Source organism: Halomonas sp. AOP13-D3-9 (assembly GCF_052379125.1).
GTDB lineage: Bacteria > Pseudomonadota > Gammaproteobacteria > Pseudomonadales > Halomonadaceae > Vreelandella.
This window is the reverse complement of the sequence record NZ_JBQSYH010000049.1, coordinates 1-1,748: the sequence shown is the minus strand read 5'-3', so window position 1 is coordinate 1,748 and position 1,748 is coordinate 1. Positions and strand designations below refer to the sequence as shown.

2 protein-coding genes are annotated in these 1,748 nt (G+C 56.9%); both read left to right on the top strand.

What is annotated here, in order from left to right; all coding sequences use genetic code 11:
* Positions 1–1,150, top strand: a 1,150-nt coding sequence (locus ACT3UM_RS24140; RefSeq protein ID WP_498902548.1) for a heavy metal translocating P-type ATPase, incomplete at its 5' end; no start/stop codon positions are given.
* Entirely contained in the window at positions 1,147–1,650 is a 504-nt protein-coding gene (gene lspA / locus ACT3UM_RS24135) for a signal peptidase II (protein WP_008958496.1), read from the top strand. The genes ACT3UM_RS24140 and lspA, both read left to right, overlap by 4 nt.
* Positions 1,651–1,748: the final 98 nt, after the last annotated feature.

Here is a 1,748-nt window from a genome sequence, read left to right as displayed (position 1 = left end):
AGCATGGTCGGAGTCGATTTACCGTGCGTTAGCATTGCTGTTAATCGCATGCCCCTGCGCGTTAGTCATTTCCACCCCAGCCGCCATCGCCGCAGGTCTCTCGGCGGGCGCTCGGCGCGGCCTACTGATCAAAGGGGGAGCCGTTCTTGAACAGTTAGGTAAGCTTCGCTTGGTGGCATTAGACAAGACGGGCACCCTGACTGCGGGTACCCCAAGAGTCACAGATGTGGAGTCTTGGATCGCTGAGGAAGACGATAACAGCGTATTGCGGCTCGCCGCCGCGATAGAGCGAGATTCCAGTCACCCTATCGCCACGGCTATCGTTGATCATGCCCGACAGTCGGGCCTAAACCTCCCCACCGTCATCGGCAGCCGCGCTCTGGCGGGGCGCGGAGTCTCCGGCCAGGTGGAGGGTCGCGAGCTGAGCTTAATGACGCCTCGCCACCTTCACGAGCAGGTCATCCTTGATGAAAGTCTCAGTGCTCGGATTGTCGCGTTAGAAGAAGCCGGCAAGAGCCTCGCTCTCCTCGTTGAAGGCGAGCGTTTGTTGGGCTTGATCGCTGTTCGCGATGAGCCACGCGAAGATGCCCTTGAAGGCCTAGCGGCGCTATCCCGCTTAGGCGTACAGGCGGTCATGCTCAGCGGTGATAATGCCCGCACCGTCGCTGCCACTGGGGGTCGCTTAGGCATTGAAGCGTACGGCGAACTGATGCCTGAAGACAAGGCAGCGTATGTTCGAGACTGGCAAGCGGCAGGCCGTGGCCCCATCGGTAAAGTAGGCGATGGCATCAACGATGCACCGGCACTCGCGGCAGCCGATGTCGGTATCGCGATGGGGGGCGGCACGGATGTGGCGTTGGAAACCGCCGATGCAGCCTTGCTCAAGAACCGCGTTACCGGCATTGCCGAACTGATAGATCTCTCTTGTGCCACGCTGCGCAATGTGAAAACCAACGTTGTTCTCGCCCTTGGCTTAAAAGCCATTTTCCTAGTCACGACGGCTCTGGGTATTACCGGCATGTGGATTGCGGTAATGGCCGATACCGGTGCTACCGTTCTGGTGACGTTGAACGCCATGCGACTGCTGGGTTACCGCTTTTCGCCCAATACCGCGTTGACAGGCCTGTCACAAGGAAAAGTAACCTCATGAGAACAGCGCAAAACGATAGCCCCTTACGTCGTTGGCCATGGTTCACATTTGCTTGCGTGATGACTCTAGCCGATCAACTGGTCAAAGAAATTGTGCATGCCCAGATGTCGTTTGGCCAAGTCATTCCGCTAACGCCGTTTTTTAACTGGGTTTATACCGGGAATACAGGAGCCGCTTTCAGCTTTCTCGCGGAGGCAGGTGGTTGGCAGCGCTACCTCTTTCTTGGTTTAGCGTTGGTGGTCGTCGTCGTATTGCTCGTGCAGCTATGCAAACCCCTGTCGCGCTTGGAGGCCTGTGCGTACAGTTTGATTCTTGGCGGCGCACTCGGTAATACCGTTGATCGCTTAGCGCGTGGGTACGTCGTCGACTATCTGGACGTTTACTGGGGCGAATGGCATTGGCCCGCCTTTAACATGGCCGATATCGCGCTATTTGCAGGTGTAGCGGTATACGCAGTGGCGTTATGGCGTGAGCGTCCTGCTTTTAAGCGCACTGAGTAACGATATGGATTCGGTCGATCAAGAAAAAAAATATACGCTTTTTGCTGGGCGACTCTCACCAATAGTCGATTGCGTTGTAGCGCTAGCCGCTGGGGTAC